This is a genomic window from Pseudomonas tehranensis (assembly GCF_014268615.1).
Lineage (GTDB): Bacteria > Pseudomonadota > Gammaproteobacteria > Pseudomonadales > Pseudomonadaceae > Aquipseudomonas > Aquipseudomonas tehranensis.
Genome location: NZ_JABWQV010000040.1, coordinates 14,070 through 30,344, shown reverse-complemented (window position 1 = coordinate 30,344; position 16,275 = coordinate 14,070). Strand labels below are relative to the sequence as shown.

Here is a 16,275-nt window from a genome sequence, read left to right as displayed (position 1 = left end):
GTAGGAGCTGCCGCAGGCTGCGATCTTTTTAGTAATAACGACGTGGGTCTGAATCGATCAGGCTCGCCAGCTTGGTCAGGGCGAAGCGCAGTTCGTCCTGGCTGGTGGGAGACATCAATACCAACCGCACGCACCGGGTTGTGCCTGAACGCTCAGCCTGGAACTGGGTGCCGCTGAGCACCAAGACACCGTTGGCCCGTGCGAGCATGGTGAACTCGTCGCTGGTCCATGGTTCCGGCAGCGTCAACCAGACGTGATAGGAATATGGCTGGGTCTTGAGTTCGAAATTGGCAAAGATTTCCCGGACAATCGCTTGTCGCCCCGCCGCCTCGTTGCGCTGGATACGAATCAGTTTCCTGTCCAGGCCTTCAGTAATCACGTTGCTGGCCAACTGCGCGGTCAACGGCGACGGCATCCAGACACTGCTGCGCACCATCGAAGTCAGGCGCGAAAGCAGTTTCGGCGGACTATAGATATAACCGACCCGAAGCGCCGGCATGACCGATTTCGACAGGCTGGTCAGGTACACCGAACGATCTGGCGCAAATGCCGACAACGGCTTGATCGACGGATCGGTGGCAAGGAAGCCGTAGATGTCATCGTCCAGAATGATGAAGTCGAACTCCTCGGCAAGCGCGGCGATCTGTGCCCGGCGCTTTTGCGACATGATCGCCGCCGTCGGGTTCTGGCAGGTCGCCACGCACACCAGCATCGCCGGCTTCTCTCGCAGGCACAGCTCGCGCAAGGCTTCGGGAATAATGCCTTCGTCATCCATTGGCACGCCACGCAGGCGGCGTTCTAGGCCGTGGGCCAGGGAAATGATGCCCGGATAACACAGCGCTTCGCAAAGCACCAAATCGCCAGCGTTGGTCAGGGCACTCATCGCGACCATCAAGCCATGCTGGGCCCCAGCGGTGATCACCACTTGCTGCCATTGCGCGTCGGGCAATGAATGACGCAACCATTGCGCCCCGGCCTCGCGATGCGCCGGATGACCACCGTCCGGCGCGTAATCCAGTGCGCGAGCGAAATCGGTGCTCTTGGCCATGCCCACCAGCGCGCCACGTAACCAGTATTCCAGGGTTTCGCTGTAGGGCTTGATGATCGAAAGATCGAGCAGTTCGGATTGCCCCAGGTTCAGTGGCGCAGTAGCGCTGTTGCTGGCTGGCAGCTCCAGTTGCTTTTGGTTGAGTACATAGGTGCCACGGCCCACTTCCCCCTGCACCAGGCGACGCCGATGGGCTTCACTATAAGCCCGGCTGATGGTGCCTGGCGTGACATTCAAGGTGGTAGCCAGCTCCCGCAAGGTCGGCAAGCGATCGCCCTCGTTCAGTACCCCATTGTTGATATCGCGCGCCAACGCGTCGGCAATCGACAGGTACATCGGCTGGCCGAACTCGCTTAACTGGGGAACCCACATGAATGATCACTGCCCATCGTAGAAATGATGAATATCCGAGCATATCACATGGAGGTTAGGCAACTAATAATTCGACTCACCCCACGCATTGAATCGATTGATCCTGCAATTGACTCGACCATCGAGGCGATTCAAACAAATTCTATTTTTATATTATTCATAAAAATCAATTTGTTAATCATCAAATATCCCCAAAACGCTCCACAATATCAAAAAATATCTCGCAACAATCTCTCCCCCTATTGAATCAACTCAATCCATTCAAATACACTGATATCGAATCGAAGCAATCGACTCAATCATCCACTGCGCGCTCCTGTCGCGCCAAGTCGAGACATCATGGACATATTCAGAAAGGATCTATCCCTGTCAGCGGTCATCGCAGGCTTCATCGCCGTGATCATCTCCTACGCCGGCCCACTCATTATCGTGTTCCAAGCAGCCAAGGAAGCGCACCTGCCCAACGACGTGGTGTCTTCATGGATCTGGGCCATTTCCATCGGCAGCGGGATTACCGGCCTGATCTTGAGCTGGCGCCTGCGTGTTCCAGTCATCACCGCATGGTCGACACCGGGAGCGGCGTTGCTAGTGTCAATGCTGCCCACCGTGACCTTGCCCGAGGCTATCGGCGCCTATGTGGTGGCTTCGGTGATCATCGCCGTGGTCGGTCTGTCCGGTGCGTTCGACAAACTGATGAGCCGTCTGCCCAAGGCCATCGCCGCCGCCATGCTCGCCGGCATCCTGTTCCGCTTCGGCGCTGAACTGTTCACGTCGATCAAACTGCAGCCGGCATTGGTGCTGGCGATGATCGCGGCATACCTGCTTTTCAAACGTTTTTCGCCACGCTACGCGATCCTCTCGGTGCTGATCGTCGGTTGCGCGGTGGCCACCTCGTTCGGTGAGCTCAATAGCAACTCAATCACCGTCGCCATGGCCCATCCGGTCTTCATCGCTCCGCAATGGAGCTGGCACGCGATCATCAACATCGGCCTGCCACTGGCGCTGGTGACCTTGACCGGCCAGTACGTGCCAGGCATGGCTGTGTTGCGCACCTCAGGCTACAACACGCCGGCACGCTCGATCATTTCGGTCACCGCGATTGGCTCGGTCCTGATGGCCCCGTTCGGTTCCCACGGTTTTAACCTGGCGGCCATTACCGCAGCGATCTGCACCGGCCGCGAAGCCCACGAAGACCGTGACAAACGCTACATGGCCGGGATCGCCTGCGGGGTGTTCTACATTCTGATGGGCACCTTTGGCGCCACCCTGGCCTCGGTGTTCTCCGCACTGCCGAAAGAATTGATCGCAGCCCTCGCCGGCCTCGCCTTGTTTGGTGCGATCAGTGCCGGGCTGACCGGCGCCATGGCTGACGAGAAACAACGCGAAGCTGCGCTGATCACCTTCCTGGTGACGGCTTCGGGCATGAGCTTCCTCGGCCTGGCTGCCGCGTTCTGGGGGCTGATTTTCGGTCTCGTAGCGCACTTCGTGCTGACCTATACCCGAGAGAATAAAGGCGCCGCTATCGTCGAGGGCAGCCGACCATGACCGCTCGCTACGACTTCGTTGTGGTCGGTGGTGGCATTGCCGGCGTCTCAGTCGCTTATGAACTGGCCGCCCATGGCAGCGTCTGCCTGCTCGAACAGGAACAGCAACTGGCCTATCACACCACGGGGCGTTCAGCGGCGATCTCGATGGAAAGCTACGGCAACCAGCAAATCCGCTCACTGACCTGCGCCTCCCGGCGTTTTTTCGAGAACCCACCCGCAGGCCTGGCCGAGCATCCGTTATGGACGCCACGGGGCGCGCTGATCGTGGCCCAGGCGGCCCGGGTAGACAAACTCAAAGCCCGTTTCAGCGCCGTACTGGGACAAGTGCCCACGGCCGAGCTGCTCGACGACAAGCAAGTGCAGGAGCTGGTCCCCTACCTCGCCGAAGGCGCCTGGAGCGCCGGGATCTACGAACCCAGCGCCTTCGATCTGGATGTGCATGGCATCCACGGCACCTACCTCGGCGGGCTGCGTGCCTGCGGTGGTGTGATCAAGCGTGAGACCGAAGTGCTGCGTGGCGAATATCGTGACGGGCATTGGCGCTTGCACACCCAGGACGGCCAGCAATTGCTAGCAGCCATCGTGGTCAACGCTGCCGGTGCCTGGGCCGACGAACTGGCCGAGCGCTGCGGCGTGCCCAAGGTCGGTGTCCGACCGTTGCGGCGCACCGTGCTGGCGGTCGATCCGCAATGCGACGTGCACCACACGCCCTACTTGGGCACGGTCGACGAGGACATTTTCATCAAGCCTGAAGCCGGGCGGCTGATCGTCTCCCCCTGCGATGAAAGCCCTTCGTTGCCCTGCGACGCGCTGCCGGAAGAACTTGACCTGGCCATCACCATGGACCGCTTGCAAAACAGCACGCGCCTGCGCCCACGCTCGATTATCAACAAATGGGCGGGTCTGCGAACCTTCGTTGCCGACCGCTCGCCAGTGCTCGGCCAAGACCCGCAGCAAGAGAGTTTTATCTGGCTCGCCGCCCTCGGTGGCTACGGCATTCAGGCCGCGCCCGCCATTGCACGCCTATGCAGCCATGCGGCGCTGGGCATCGCCATGCCGCACGACCTGGCGGCGCTGCAACTCAACTACCAGCATTTTTCCCCGGCCCGTTGCCGCGATAAGGAATTTGCCAGCCTGGCCGTCAAGCAGGTTGCCGATTTGCACTAACCCATCCACGTAACAAGGAACGTCACTATGCAAACCACTGCTCAAATCCAAGCCGCCGCCAAATCTTTCCTGGGCGAAGAAAACGTCATTTTCACCGACAAGGCGCCACTGCCGCTGGGTACCTATTCCCAGGGCATCAAGGTCAGTCACGGGCAGACCATCTACCTGTCGGCACAGACCCCGGTCTCGGCACTGAACAACGAAGTGCTGGCCAAGGATTTCGAAGGCCAACTGCGTCAGACCCTCGACAACCTGGTGCAAATGGCCGAAGCAGCAGGTGGCACCCTGGCGAATGTGGTCAAGGTCACGGCGTTCATCACTGACTTGAGTGAGTTCCCAACCCTCAACCGCGTCATGGAAGAGTACTTCGCCAAGCCCTATCCGGCCCGCACAACCGCCGGCGCCAGTGCACTGGCACGCAATACCCTGGTTGCCATCGACGCCATCATGGTGATCTGAAACACCTTCTGTCAGTGGAGTGCCCGTCGGCCCAGTGGTTGGGTCGACGCTGGCAAGGAAAGCACCAGCACAGCGCACTTTCAGAGGGTGACCATGAAAAATTCGTACAGAGAGTATGTATTGCAGTGCCTGGCTTGCGATCGAAGCTACCAGCCTCGAGAGGTCAGTTACTACTGCCCTCATTGCAAAACCGATGGCGCCCTGGACGCGCTTTACGATTACCCGACACTCAAGCGCGCGTGGTCCCGGAACAGCCTGGCCCAGGAGCACGCGCGAGGCATGTGGCGCTACGACCGCTTGATGCCGTTGAGCTCCACGCATTTCATTCCACCGTTACTGGTGGGCAATACGCCGCTGTACTCGCGCCCGGAACTGCTCGGCAAAGGTGCCCGGATCAAAGTATTCGTAAAAGACGAATCGCGGCAACCAACCGGGTCATTGAAGGATCGCGCCAGCGCCCTGGCAGTGGCCCACGCGATGCAATCCGGTGCACGCACCGTGGCGGTGGCCAGCACTGGCAATGCAGCTTCAGCATTGGCCGGGATGAGCGCCAGCCTGGGCTTGCACAATGTCGTTTACCTGCCCAAGAGCGCGCCCCGCGAAAAGCTCGCGCAGATGCAGGGCTACGGCGCCGAGATCGTGCTGGTCGACGGGCAATATGACGAAGCCTTCGAGCAATGCCTCAACGCCTGCGAAAAACACGGCTGGTACAACCGCACCACCGGGATCAACTCGTACATGAGCGAAGGCAAGAAGACCGTCGCATTCGAGATGTGCGAACAACTCAACTGGCAGGTGCCAGACATGGTGTTCGTGCCCGTTGGCAACGGTTGCATCCTGGGCTCGGTCTACAAAGGCTTTTTCGATTTGCTGCAATTGGGCTGGATCGAACGCATTCCACGTCTGATCGGAGTGCAGGCCGAGAATAGCAACTTCATGTACCGCGCTTGGCGCTACGACCGCTCGATGCTGAAAACCGAACGCCTGCCGCCCACCAGCCTGGCCAGTAGCATCAACGTGGCACTGCCGCGTGATCGCCTCAAGGCCATGCGCGCGGTGACCGCCAGCGGCGGCGAGTTCATCTGCGTCAGCGACCCGAGTATTGTCGCCGCCGCCTCCAGACTGGCCACCAACACCGGCGTTTTCCCGGAAGCCGGCGCCGCCAGTGCCTTCGCCGGCCTGCTCAAGTACGCAGAAGCACACCCCGACACACCGCAAACCGCCGTGATCCTGATCACTGGCAGCGGTTTGAAAGACACCTCCATTTTTCTATCCACCTCGGCCAAAAGCCATCCACGGGTGTTGCCGCATCACGTGACTGCGCCACCGGCCGAGGCGCTTATCTAAGGAATCACACCATGAGCCTGCAAAATTTCGACCCCACCATTGCCCGCCTGATCGACCGCGAGCGCAATCGCCAAGAAACCCACTTGGAGCTAATCGCTTCGGAAAACTACGTCAGCGAAGAAGTGCTCCAGGCCCAGGGCTCCGTGCTCACCAACAAGTACGCCGAAGGCTACCCAGGCAAGCGTTATTACGGGGGCTGCAAGGTCGTCGACGAAATCGAAAACCTGGCCATCGAACGCGCGCGCAAGTTGTTCAACTGCGAATACGTCAACGTGCAGCCGCATTCCGGCTCCCAGGCCAACCAGGCGGTTTTCCTTGCGATACTTGACCCCGGCGACACCATCCTGGGGATGTCCCTGGCCCATGGCGGCCATCTGACCCACGGCGCCTCGGTAAATTTTTCCGGCAAGCTTTACCGGGCATTTTCCTATGGCCTGGATACGGAAACCGAAACCCTCGACTACGAAGAGATGGAAGCCCTGGCCAGGGAACACCGGCCGAAGATGATCATCGCCGGGGCCTCAGCCTATTCCCGGACCATCGACTTCCAGCGCTTTCGCAAGATCTGTGATGAAATCGGGGCCTACCTGATGGTGGACATGGCGCACTACGCCGGGTTGATCGCTGCCGGCGTATACCCATCACCGGTTGGCATCGCCGACTTCATCACCTCTACCACCCACAAGACTTTGCGAGGTCCGCGCGGCGGCTTGATCCTGGCCAAGGCGCAATACGCTGCCCTGCTCGACAAGACGATTTTCCCGGTTTACCAGGGCGGCCCGCTGATGCACGTTATCGCCGCCAAAGCCGTGGCCTTCAACGAAGCCTTGGGCGACGGGTTCAAGCATTACCAGCAGCGAGTGATCGACAATGCCCGAGTCATGGCCGACATCCTTACCCGGCGTGGCTTGCGGGTCGTGTCCGGCGGTACCGACTGCCATATGTTTCTGCTCGATCTGCGCGCGATGAACATCACGGGCAAAGACGCCGAGGCATTGCTGGAAAATGCCCACATCACCCTGAACAAAAACGCGATCCCCAATGATCCGCAGAAACCGGCGATCACCAGCGGCATTCGCATCGGCACGCCGGCATTGACCACACGCGGCTTTGGCGAAGCGGAGTGTGCCGAAGTAGCGAACTTGATCGCTGACCTGCTGGAGCAGCCGGACAATGCAGCACGCCTGGATAACATCCGGCGCCGAGTGATGCATCTGTGTGAGTGTTTTCCGGTGTATCTGTTGAGGTAAGCGAAATACAGCCCCCCAAACCGTGGTCAGCGATTGCTCGCCCACGGTTTGATTTTCAGCGGTACAACAAACGCTCTGCCAATTCATCGGCCACCCTGGCCGGTGAGCGTTTTTCTGCCTGGGCGTGGGCAAAGACTTCCGTAAGCCGGGCGCCGATTTTCGATAGGTGCGCGGTGATGGTTGGCAACTCCTCACCTCGATGCTTCAAGGCGACATAGATCAGGCCACCGGAGTTGATCACATAATCCGGCGCATAGAGGATCCCGCGCCGTTCCAATTGATCGGCCACCTGCAGGTTGCTCAACTGGTTATGGGCCGACCCGGCAACCGCCGAGCAGCGCAGTTGCGCCACGCTCTGGCTATTGAGCACCCCGCCCAGGCCGCAGGGAGCGAGGATGTCGCACGGGGTACTGAGCAGGGCGTCGTTGGCGATCGGATGCGCGCCCAGTTGCTCCATCGCCAGTTGAACCTTGCCGGGGTCAATGTCGCTGACCAATAGTTCGGCGCCTGCGGCGTGCAACTGTTCGGCCAGGGCAAAACCGACATTACCCAGGCCCTGGATCGCCACCCGCAGGCTTTCCAGGTTATCGCTGCCCAGGCGGGCCATGGCCGTGGCACGGATGCCGGCGAATACCCCCATCGCCGCGTGGGGCGCAGGGTCTCCCGAAGCCGTGGTGCTGGTCACATGACGGGTCTGTTGGGCGATGCAGTCCATGTCCGCCACCGAGGTGCCGCTGTCGATGGCGGTGATATAGCGCCCATCCAGCTGCTCGATGCAGCGCCCAAATGCCTCAAACAGCGCAGCGCGGCTTTCGACATGGGCCGGGCGCATGATCACTGCCACACCGCCGCCCACCGGCAAGCCGGCCAGTGCGGCCTTGTAGCTCATGCCCTGGGCCAGGCGCACGGCGTCGACCACGGCACTTTCATCGTCGGGGTAGGACAGATAACGACATCCACCCAGAGCAGGCCCAGGACGGCTGCAATGAATGGCAATCACCGCCTTCAACCCGGTGGCCGGGTCTACGCTCAGGTGCAGCGATTCAAGGCGGGAGCTTTGCATGAGAGCAAACATCGACAGGCTCCCGAATCACTTTTGTTTGTTCCGCCAGTATAGGCGTGCGCTCAAAATTTGCTGGAGCGCGCCGGAATAAGTCGCCACGGCGGCCAGTCTTTTGGGCATAACCTGATGCCTTCTCTGGACGAGACTGGACGAAAGCCCGCAGCAGAGCTAAAAACGAGGCATAGTCCGGAGACTGTGATGAAACCGCGCCAAGCCTTTTTTGATTGCCTGCACCGCTCCCCACCGGCGCTGTTCGAAGCGGCGTTGTGGATTGCTGCCGAACATGATCGCGAAGTGGACGTACCGGCCTTGCTGAAGGATTTCAAGGATCTGCAACAGCGTGTCAGCCATGACCTGCCGATGCTGCCCGTCAGCGAACTGGGCCAACCCTTGCTGCGCCGCCTCAATGACCTTGGATTCGCTCAGGACGATTTCACGCCCCTGCGCCCACGGGCCGCGTTGCTCGACAAGGTGCTGACGCGTAAACGTGGACAGCCCCTGGCCCTCGGCCTGATCGCCCTGGAGCTGGCTCGTGGCCTGGAAATTCCGATAGTCGGTGTCAATTTCCCCGGTCACTTCCTGTTGCGGGTCCCCGGTGCCGATCATCTGCTCGACCCGTGTGGCGGGCGCCGGCTGTATCCCAACGACTGTCGGGAACTGCTGCAACGCCAATACGGGGCCGACATGCCCCTCAAAGCCGAGCACCTGGTCAGTGCCGAGCCCATGCAGATGCTCCAGCGCCTGTCGCGCAATCTTCGCCAATTGCATCTGACGAACGACGACTACATTGCGGCGCTGATCGACGCCGAACGGGTACTTGAACTGGGCAACGCCAGTGCCGCCGATTACCTGGCCCGCGCCAGCCTGTACCAGCGGCTCGACTGTCCCGACGCTGAACGTTTCGACCTGGAACATGCACTGATGCTCAGTGACGATCCAATCCAGCGAATCCGGCTGACGGAACGGCTGGGGCATCTGCCGCCCAATTCCATTGTGCATTGAGCGGGTGTGGCGATGGTTACCACACACCCTGTGGGAGCGAGCCTGCTCGCGATGAGGCAAGCCGCTTCACCATCGTCGTATCTGATCCACCGCCATCGCGAGCAGGCTCGCTCCCACAGGGGAATCAAGGGGTATCGGGCTGATTTGCCGGATGCGCCTGTTGAAACGCTGGATGCACGGCCGCCAACGCCGCAACGCGACGGATCCGTGGATACGCCTCCAGGGAGGCATTGAACCGTTCGGCCGCGTACAACTGCGGGATCAGGTACACGTCCGCGACCCCAGGTGTGGTACCGAAGCAGTAGCCATCATCCCCGATCAACTGCTCCACTGCTGCCAGTCCCTGGCCGATCCAATGCCCAATCCACTGTGCCACCTGCGTTTCATCGTGGCCCCACTGCCGCAGCTGGTTGAGCACGCTGACGTTGTGCAACGGGTGAATGTCGCAACCGATCAACGCCGCGACACCCCGCTCCCGGGCACGAAGCGCCAGGTCGGCGCTGAGCAGCGGCACCTGTGGATAACGTTCCTCCAGGTATTCGATGATGGCGGGTGACTGCACCAGCAATGCGCCTTCGTCGGTACGCAGCGCCGGAACCCGGCCCTGAGGGTTGATCGCCAGGTAGGCCGGCTGACGATGCTCGCCTCCCGGCGGAGCGATCAGGTTGACCGGCAGGGCCTGGTAATCCAGGCCCTTGAGCGCCAGGGCGATGCGCACTCGATAGGACGAAGTGGAACGGTAGTAAGTGTAGAGTTCCATGCCCAGTTCCCTCACCGCGCCGGCAGGATCTTGCCCCGGCATTCGCCGAAGCCGATGGATGCAAAGCCCTCGCGACCGCAACGGGCCCGCAGGATGATTTCGTCACCGTCTTCCAGGAATTTGCGCACTTCGCCAGAGGCCAGCTCGATTGGCTTTTTACCGCCCTCGGTAATCTCCAGCAGGCTGCCGAACTGACCACTTTCAGGCCCCGACAAGGTGCCCGAACCGAACAGGTCACCGGCCTGCAACTGGCAACCATTGACGCTGTGGTGGGCGACCATCTGCGCCACGGTCCAGTACATGTACTGGGTGTTGCTCAATGTCAGGCGATGGGCCGGCAGGTTCTGCTCGCGCATGGCTTCGGTCAGCAGCAGGACTTCCAGCTCGATGTCAAAGGCCCCACCGGCCTGGTCACGCTTATCCAGCAGGTACGGCAATGGCTGTGGATCACCTGCCGGACGCGCCGGTTGCGGGCGGCGGAAGGGTTCGAGGGCTTCGGCCGTCACCACCCATGGCGAGATACTGGTCAGGAAGCTTTTGGACAGAAAGGGCCCCAGCGGCTGGTACTCCCAGGCCTGGATATCCCGGGCCGACCAATCGTTGAGCAGGCAGAAGCCGCCGATGTGCTCGGCGGCATCGCCGATGGCGATGGCTTCACCCAGTGCATTGCCCTTGCCGATCCAGATGCCCAGTTCCAGTTCATAGTCCAGCCGCGCGCACGGGCCAAAGGTCGGCTCGGTCTGGCCGGCGGGCAGCGTCTGGCCCTTGGGCCGGCGCACGTCGGTGCCGGACGGGCGAATGGTCGAGGCACGCCCGTGATAACCAATGGGCACGTACTTGTAGTTGGGCAACAGAGGATTGTCGGGACGGAACAACTTGCCGACGTTTTGCGCGTGTTCGATCCCCACGTAGAAGTCGGTGTAGTCGTTGATTTTCGCCGGCAGGTGCATCTGGCAGTCAGCGGCGAGAACCAGCAGCTTCGAGCCCTGGGCTTCGATCTTGCCCCGCAACGGGCTGTCTTCGCGCAGCAGGTCCAGCAGCCGTTCGCGCAAGGCCACCCGAGCATCGCGCCCGAGCTCGAAGAACGCATTCAACTGGCCGCCACTCATGGCTTCCACAGCGGCGCGCGCGGCGCCGTCAAACAGGCCCGCCTGCAGCGCGGCCTGCAAATCGAAAATACGCTCGCCGATGGCCACGCCGCTACGAGGGCTGTCGCCTTGAACGCTGAAAACGCCCAACGGCAGATTTTGCAGGGGGAAGTCGGCATGGCCGTTGGCGCAGGCAACCCAACTACGGGTAGGGGAAACGTGAGTCATGGGTTATCTCCGGGTCGGGTCGAAAGTGACCGGCAGCGAGGCCCAGCAGGCGTCGTAGTCAGTTTGCAATTGTGGGCAATCCAGGGCGAAACGGCTCGGGCGCAGCACTTGGCTGGTCTCGAACATGAAGGCCATGGTGTTGTCGATTTTCACCGGTTCAAGCGCGGCATCGATCGCCCTGGTGCAGGTTTCGCCGTCCGGGCCATGGGCACTCATGCAACTGTGCAAGGAGGCACCGCCCGGCAGGAAACCTTCGGCCTTGGCATCATAGGCGCCCTGAATCAACCCCATGAATTCGTTCATCAGGTTGCGGTGAAACCACGGCGGACGGAAGGTGTTTTCAGCGACCATCCAGCGCGGCGGGAAGATCACGAAGTCGAGATTGGCCAGCCCATGGACGCTGGTGGGTGACGTCAACACGGTGAAAATCGAGGGGTCCGGATGGTCGAAACTGACCGTGCCGATAGTGTTGAAACGGCGCAGGTCATATTTGTATGGCACGTTGTTGCCATGCCAAGCCACCACATCAAAGGGCGAATGATCCAGCTCGCAACCCCACAACTCACCGAGGAATTTCTGCACCAGCGCAGTCGGTCGGGCGAGGTTTTCGTAATGAGCGACCGGCGCCAGAAAATCCCGTGGGTTGGCCAGGCCATTGCTGCCGATCGGCCCAAGGTCCGGCAGGCGCAACGGCGCACCATGGTTTTCGGCGATATAGCCGCGGGCTTGTGGATCAAGCAGCTCGACGCGAAACTTCAGGCCCCGGGGGATCACGGCGATTTCCAGCGGTGCCAGTTCCAGCAGGCCCAGTTCAGTGGCGATGCGCAGCCGTCCCAGTTGCGGCACGATCAACCATTCCCCGTCGGCATTGAAAAACACCCGCTCCATGGAACGGTTGGCGCGGTAATGGTAGAGGCTGATGCCGGCCGGTTTGTCCGAGCCGGCATTGGCCGCCATGCGCACCAGCCCATCGATGAAATCGGTCGGTTCAACGGGAATATCCAACGGGTTCCAGCGCAGACGATTGGGCGTGACCTCACCCAGAGGACCGCCCGCTATCTGATGTTCAAGCTTGGCGAAGGCCGGATGATTGGCAGACGGCCGGATGCGATACATCCAGGTCCGCCGCGCTTCGCTGCGAACCATGGTGAAGGCCGTGCCGGAGAATAATTCGGCATAGAGACCGTAAGGGGCTTTTTGCGGGGAGTTCTGGCCAACGGGCAAGGCGCCGGGCAGCGCCTCGCTGGCAAATTCATTGCCAAAGCCTGACTGATAAGCCAGGTCCGAGACTGTGGAATCGAGGGTCATGGAGCCTCCTGAACACAGGACTGGGTACGACCTCGTCGTTCCACGAAGAAACGTCAGGCGCACAGGTTATTTTTATCGTAATTCAATTACGCATAACGTAATTTGCTCGACAGCGACCGTCAAGCTATAAAGACGCCCATTCGCCTCTGGACTCCGCGCCTCCATGGAAACCCCGCTCAGCAACGGTAAACAGAAAGTCCGCTCGGCCGAAGTCGGCACCGACATCCTCAAGGCCCTGGCCGAGTTGTCGCCCTCTACATCGCTTTCGCGCCTGGCCGAACACGTGCAAATGCCGGCGAGCAAGGTTCATCGATACCTGCAGGCCTTGATCGCCAGCGGTTTCGCTGAACAGAACACCTCCACCAACCACTACGGCCTCGGGCGCGAAGCCTTGCGCGTGGGCCTGGCGGCGTTGAATGGCATGGACGTGTTGCAAGTGGCCGCCCTGCCCTTGGCCGAACTGCGCGATGACTTGAACGAAACCTGTTTCCTGGCGGTGTGGGGCAATCACGGTGCCACCGTCGTTCGGATCGAACCCGCCATACGGGCAGTCACCGTGGTGACGCAACTGGGGTCGGTATTGCCGCTGCTCAGCTCGTCCACGGGGCTGGTATTCAGCGCCTACCTACCGACACGCGAAACGATCGGCTTGCGCGAGCAGGAAGTGAACGCTTCCACCGCCCACGCCCTGGCCGACGACCAGGCCTATGCCGCCCTGTGCCAGCAAATACGCAGTCGTGGCCTGCACCATGTGCATGGCTTGCTGATGCCCGGCGTGGATGCCCTGTCAGCCCCGGTATTCAATGCCGTCGGCCAGGTGACGGCGGTGATGACCATTGTCGGCCCGACCTCCCTGTTCCATGCCGACGAGAACGGCCCGGCGGCGCAACGATTGCTGGCCGCGACCCGGGCCGTGAGCTGGCGGATGGGGTATGAAGCAGGCTCAGGATCGGATCAGCAAACGGGTCAATCCTGATCACACCATTATTGATGTGAGCGGTGATACGTAGCGGCGGCAGGTAATCGTCTTCCCCTTGGGAATTCTTTATCTCATAACGCCCATGACTTTAGCCTTGGCCACCGCCTGCGTGCGCCGCTGGACGCCTAACTTGCTGTGTATCCGCCGCGAATGGGTTTTTACCGTGTGCAAGGATATGAACAAACGTTCGGCAATCTGCTGATTTGAATAACCCTGCGCAATGAGCTCCAGCACTTCCAGTTCCCGATGACTTAGCAACGTGTCTTCGACTGCCACTGCCGGCTGCTCGATGTGCTCAACCGATTGCGCCCAGCCCAACAAATCTGGCTGGCGCGCGCGTAGCTCGCACAAGGCTTGTTCAGCCCGCCAACAGGCCACTCGCTTGAGACCCTCTTGCACGAGCGATCGTGCCTGGGAACGGTCAGCGGACAGCCAGACGACTTCAGCCAGCGCCAGATACAGTTCGGTCTCCAGGCCATGCATTTCACCGTGCTGTGCCCGGGCGATCATTGCCTTGAGTTGCGCTTGCGGGTCTTGCGCGCGATGCAGATAAACCTCGGTCAGCACCAGCAGGTACTCAAGCCGAGGAATCAACTCAAGGGTCGCAGGTGGGGCATGCTTGGCCTGCGGTCCGCGAAAGTGACGCAAGACTCGGGTCAGGGCCTCGTGGGCCAGTTCCGGGCGCCCCTGTTGCAGCCAGAACTGGCAACTGGTTTGCAACAGCACGCCACGGTACACCGTGTCGGGGATGTGCCGCTGTTGCATGATCCGCTCGGCATCGCGCAGTTGCAGGAAAGCCTCGCCATAGTCGCCGCCATTGGCCGCCAGGGTGGCCTTGCCGAGAAAACCATAAAGCACTTGTTTGTCCTGGCAATGCAGGCCCGTTTCCAGGCCCGCCTGGAACTGCTCGGCAGCCCGCTCGGCCAACCCCATGCGCAAAGCCAGACGGCCACGGCGTAGGGCAATACGTCCCAGCAAGGCAGAAAAGTCCTGGCCCGGCTTATCGAGCAACGCCTGAACTGCGCTCAACAGATGGTCGGCCCGGTGAGGGGCGCCGCGTTGCTCCAGGACTTGGGCGTGATCCAGTTCCAGCAAGCCCTCGAAGACCAAGGAGCCTTGGGCACGCGCCAGGCACAGTGCCTGGCGGTTGATCCATTGCGCAGAGGCCAGTTCCCCCTTGAGCAGCGCCTGCTGTGTCAGCCCCAACTGGCACAGCAGGCGCAAGGCCCAGGCCTCTGGGTCCAGACTCGCCTGGGCTTGGAGCAAGTGCTCGCGGGACGGCTCGCCATCGCCCGAAAGGTGCAGCAGCCAGCCCTGCAGAACCTGCCACCGGGCCAGCAGTTGTCGCTGCAGGCAGGCCGAAGGTTGCGGCATGAACCTGGCCAGTTGTTCGATGCACGCCGATGCCTGATCGAAGCGCCCGGCGAACAGCAACGCAGCCGTGACCAACCCCACCGATTGCGGCGTGCCGAGTGTCAGCGCTTCACCTTGTTGATCATGCAGCTTGAGCAGCAGCGTCACGTTGCTGCGCTGCAATACGTGTTCAAAATTCAAATGCTGCAGGAAACTGACGGCAGCCTCGAACTCTTGCGCCTGCATGGCCTGCTCGAATGCCATTTGCCAATCCTGCTCGGCGGCAAACCACTGGCAAGCCCGCCGATGCCAGGAGCGTCCCTGCGGCCAGGGCTCGTCACGCACCAGTCGGGCCAGGGCCGGGAAAATCTGCAACCAGTCCGAAGATTGCTCCCACGGTTCGATGAAACAGCCCAGGTCCAGCAACAAGGGGAGGCATTCGGCACCCACCGTGTCGCCAAACAGATGCTCGCAGAGCCGGGCATTGAAGCGTGGCAGATGCGCCAGCACTCGCCAGGCCTGCGCCAGATCCGGGGTCAGCGTACTGAACAACTCATATTCAAGGTAGTCATGCAGGGTCCCGGGCCGCCCCGGCGACGCGTGGCTGCGCGCCCATTCACAACGTTCAAGCAGGGCGATGCGCACCCCGGCGCACCAACCGCCGCTGCGCTGTATCACCTCGCGCGCGGTGCGAGCGCCCTGGGGGCCGGGCAGATGTTTGAGCAACTGCTGGACATCGTCATGGGTGAAGACCAGCGCCTGCGCATCGAACTCATGCAGTTCGTCATCAAGCAACAGGCGCGGCCAGTTGCAGTGAGGACGGCGGCGACCATTCAACCAAAGATGCAGCGCCGGACTGCTGATGCTCAACAGCCGATCAAGAAACTGGTCGAGATCGGGGTTCGGTACCCGACAATAATCATCCAGGAACAGCCAGGTCGGCGCTTGCAAGCCCGCCAGGTGCGCCAACAGTCCGCCTTCATCCAGCAGCGGCAGCCCGAGGGTCTGCGCCAGACGCTCGCACATTTGCGCCGCGTCCAACGTCGCGCCCCCAAGCGGCAACCAATGCAACCGGCAACCGGCGGGGGCCTGCAGGAAACACTCAGCGAACAACGCACTCTTGCCACTGCCCGCCGGCGCGCAAAGCAGTTTTACCCGCGCCTCGGAGGCCAGCAAGGGCTCGCTCAAGGACCTGCGCGGCACATGGGTCGAAGACAGGCGGGGCCGCAATCCAGGACGGTCCGGACACGGGGTCATGGCGGTCATGTGCGAAGTCCTGTTTATTATTGTTTCATCACCCTAGC

The 16,275-nt window shown here is 61.2% G+C and carries 13 protein-coding genes; 7 read left to right on the top strand and 6 right to left on the bottom strand.

Annotated elements, in window-relative coordinates; genetic code table 11:
• Positions 1-28 precede the first annotated feature (28 nt).
• A complete protein-coding gene (locus tag HU811_RS09965) occupies positions 29-1,420 on the bottom strand; it encodes an aminotransferase-like domain-containing protein (protein WP_186655581.1) in 1,392 nt (463 codons plus the stop codon).
• 339 nt (positions 1,421-1,759) lie between these two features.
• Between HU811_RS09965 and HU811_RS09960 the strand changes: the two genes are divergently transcribed.
• From HU811_RS09960 to glyA, 5 genes are all read left to right on the top strand, one after another.
• Positions 1,760-2,965: a benzoate/H(+) symporter BenE family transporter gene (locus HU811_RS09960; RefSeq protein ID WP_186655578.1), complete on the top strand. Its 1,206-nt coding sequence runs from the start codon at positions 1,760-1,762 to the stop codon at positions 2,963-2,965.
• Positions 2,962-4,134 (top strand): NAD(P)/FAD-dependent oxidoreductase, encoded by a 1,173-nt coding sequence (locus HU811_RS09955; RefSeq protein ID WP_186655575.1) that lies wholly within the window; start codon positions 2,962-2,964, stop codon positions 4,132-4,134. Before HU811_RS09960 ends, HU811_RS09955 begins: the two co-directional genes overlap by 4 nt.
• A 27-nt stretch (positions 4,135-4,161) precedes the next feature.
• Positions 4,162-4,593 (top strand): Rid family detoxifying hydrolase, encoded by a 432-nt coding sequence (locus tag HU811_RS09950; protein ID WP_186655572.1) that lies wholly within the window; start codon positions 4,162-4,164, stop codon positions 4,591-4,593.
• Between the two features lie 93 nt (positions 4,594-4,686).
• Entirely contained in the window at positions 4,687-5,940 is a 1,254-nt protein-coding gene (thrC, locus tag HU811_RS09945; RefSeq protein WP_186655569.1) for a threonine synthase, read from the top strand.
• A gap of 11 nt (positions 5,941-5,951) precedes the next feature.
• Positions 5,952-7,190 (top strand): serine hydroxymethyltransferase, encoded by a 1,239-nt coding sequence (gene glyA, locus HU811_RS09940; RefSeq protein ID WP_186655566.1) that lies wholly within the window; start codon positions 5,952-5,954, stop codon positions 7,188-7,190.
• 55 nt (positions 7,191-7,245) lie between these two features.
• Here glyA and HU811_RS09935 read toward each other — a convergent pair whose 3' ends face one another.
• Positions 7,246-8,265, bottom strand: a complete 1,020-nt coding sequence (locus HU811_RS09935; RefSeq protein WP_186655563.1) for a Glu/Leu/Phe/Val dehydrogenase family protein — start codon at positions 8,263-8,265, stop codon at positions 7,246-7,248.
• Between the two features lie 186 nt (positions 8,266-8,451).
• On the opposite strand from HU811_RS09935, the gene HU811_RS09930 reads away from it, so the two are divergent.
• Positions 8,452-9,255: a SirB1 family protein gene (locus HU811_RS09930; RefSeq protein WP_186655560.1), complete on the top strand. Its 804-nt coding sequence runs from the start codon at positions 8,452-8,454 to the stop codon at positions 9,253-9,255.
• Positions 9,256-9,379: 124 nt separating this feature from the next.
• Here the strand turns inward: HU811_RS09930 and maiA are convergent, their stop codons facing one another.
• The 3 genes from maiA to hmgA are packed head-to-tail and all read right to left on the bottom strand — an operon-like array spanning position 9,380 to position 12,639.
• Positions 9,380-10,015 carry a maleylacetoacetate isomerase gene (gene maiA / locus HU811_RS09925; protein ID WP_186655557.1) on the bottom strand — a complete coding sequence of 212 codons (636 nt, stop codon included), beginning with the start codon at positions 10,013-10,015 and terminating at the stop codon, positions 9,380-9,382.
• Between the two features lie 11 nt (positions 10,016-10,026).
• Positions 10,027-11,331, bottom strand: coding sequence for a fumarylacetoacetase (fahA, locus tag HU811_RS09920; protein WP_092393963.1), 1,305 nt, complete (start codon positions 11,329-11,331; stop codon positions 10,027-10,029).
• 3 nt (positions 11,332-11,334) lie between these two features.
• Positions 11,335-12,639 (bottom strand): homogentisate 1,2-dioxygenase, encoded by a 1,305-nt coding sequence (hmgA, locus tag HU811_RS09915; RefSeq protein WP_186655554.1) that lies wholly within the window; start codon positions 12,637-12,639, stop codon positions 11,335-11,337.
• Between the two features lie 163 nt (positions 12,640-12,802).
• Between hmgA and HU811_RS09910 the strand changes: the two genes are divergently transcribed.
• Positions 12,803-13,615, top strand: coding sequence for an IclR family transcriptional regulator (locus tag HU811_RS09910; protein ID WP_186655551.1), 813 nt, complete (start codon positions 12,803-12,805; stop codon positions 13,613-13,615).
• Positions 13,616-13,684: 69 nt separating this feature from the next.
• Here HU811_RS09910 and HU811_RS09905 read toward each other — a convergent pair whose 3' ends face one another.
• Positions 13,685-16,237, bottom strand: coding sequence for a helix-turn-helix transcriptional regulator (locus tag HU811_RS09905; protein WP_186655549.1), 2,553 nt, complete (start codon positions 16,235-16,237; stop codon positions 13,685-13,687).
• Positions 16,238-16,275: the final 38 nt, after the last annotated feature.

What these genes read in the sequence shown, in the direction of transcription:
- HU811_RS09905 (WP_186655549.1), bottom strand. Translation starts at nt 16,237, where the DNA reads ATGACCGCCATGACCCCGTGTCCGGACCGTCCTGGATTGCGGCCCCGC.
- hmgA (WP_186655554.1), bottom strand. Translation starts at nt 12,639, where the DNA reads ATGACCCTCGATTCCACAGTCTCGGACCTGGCTTATCAGTCAGGCTTT.
- HU811_RS09935 (WP_186655563.1), bottom strand. Translation starts at nt 8,265, where the DNA reads ATGTTTGCTCTCATGCAAAGCTCCCGCCTTGAATCGCTGCACCTGAGC.
- HU811_RS09960 (WP_186655578.1), top strand. Translation starts at nt 1,760, where the DNA reads ATGGACATATTCAGAAAGGATCTATCCCTGTCAGCGGTCATCGCAGGC.
- HU811_RS09965 (WP_186655581.1), bottom strand. Translation starts at nt 1,420, where the DNA reads ATGTGGGTTCCCCAGTTAAGCGAGTTCGGCCAGCCGATGTACCTGTCG.
- HU811_RS09910 (WP_186655551.1), top strand. Translation starts at nt 12,803, where the DNA reads ATGGAAACCCCGCTCAGCAACGGTAAACAGAAAGTCCGCTCGGCCGAA.
- maiA (WP_186655557.1), bottom strand. Translation starts at nt 10,015, where the DNA reads ATGGAACTCTACACTTACTACCGTTCCACTTCGTCCTATCGAGTGCGC.
- HU811_RS09930 (WP_186655560.1), top strand. Translation starts at nt 8,452, where the DNA reads ATGAAACCGCGCCAAGCCTTTTTTGATTGCCTGCACCGCTCCCCACCG.
- glyA (WP_186655566.1), top strand. Translation starts at nt 5,952, where the DNA reads ATGAGCCTGCAAAATTTCGACCCCACCATTGCCCGCCTGATCGACCGC.
- thrC (WP_186655569.1), top strand. Translation starts at nt 4,687, where the DNA reads ATGAAAAATTCGTACAGAGAGTATGTATTGCAGTGCCTGGCTTGCGAT.
- HU811_RS09955 (WP_186655575.1), top strand. Translation starts at nt 2,962, where the DNA reads ATGACCGCTCGCTACGACTTCGTTGTGGTCGGTGGTGGCATTGCCGGC.
- fahA (WP_092393963.1), bottom strand. Translation starts at nt 11,331, where the DNA reads ATGACTCACGTTTCCCCTACCCGTAGTTGGGTTGCCTGCGCCAACGGC.
- HU811_RS09950 (WP_186655572.1), top strand. Translation starts at nt 4,162, where the DNA reads ATGCAAACCACTGCTCAAATCCAAGCCGCCGCCAAATCTTTCCTGGGC.